Source organism: Oleiphilus sp. HI0067 (assembly GCF_001635735.1).
Genome location: NZ_LWFI01000803.1, coordinates 1 through 310, shown reverse-complemented (window position 1 = coordinate 310; position 310 = coordinate 1). Strand labels below are relative to the sequence as shown.

1 protein-coding gene is annotated in these 310 nt (G+C 45.5%); it reads left to right on the top strand.

Translation table 11 applies throughout. The features are described 5' to 3' along the window. Positions 1 to 310: fumarate hydratase (locus A3739_RS08625; protein WP_197472214.1), on the top strand; the 310-nt coding region annotated here is incomplete at both ends.

The following is a 310-nucleotide window of genomic DNA, read 5'->3' as shown; positions in this document are numbered from 1 at the left end:
CAGTTTATTTCTTATTACCACCCAGCAGATTTTATCAAGGCGGTTCACGAAGCGTATTTACGTGAAGAGTCGCAGGCTGCTAAAGATGCTATGGCTCAGATTCTTATTAATTCGCGCATGTGTGCTGAAGGTAAGCGTCCAATCTGTCAAGACACTGGCATTGTAACGGTCTTCGTGAAAGTAGGTATGAATGTTCAGTGGGATGCTCAAATGAGTTTGAGTGACATGATCAACGAAGGTGTGCGTCGTGCTTATACACATCCAGACAATGTTCTTCGTGCATCTATTTTGGCTGACCCAGCTGGCGCGC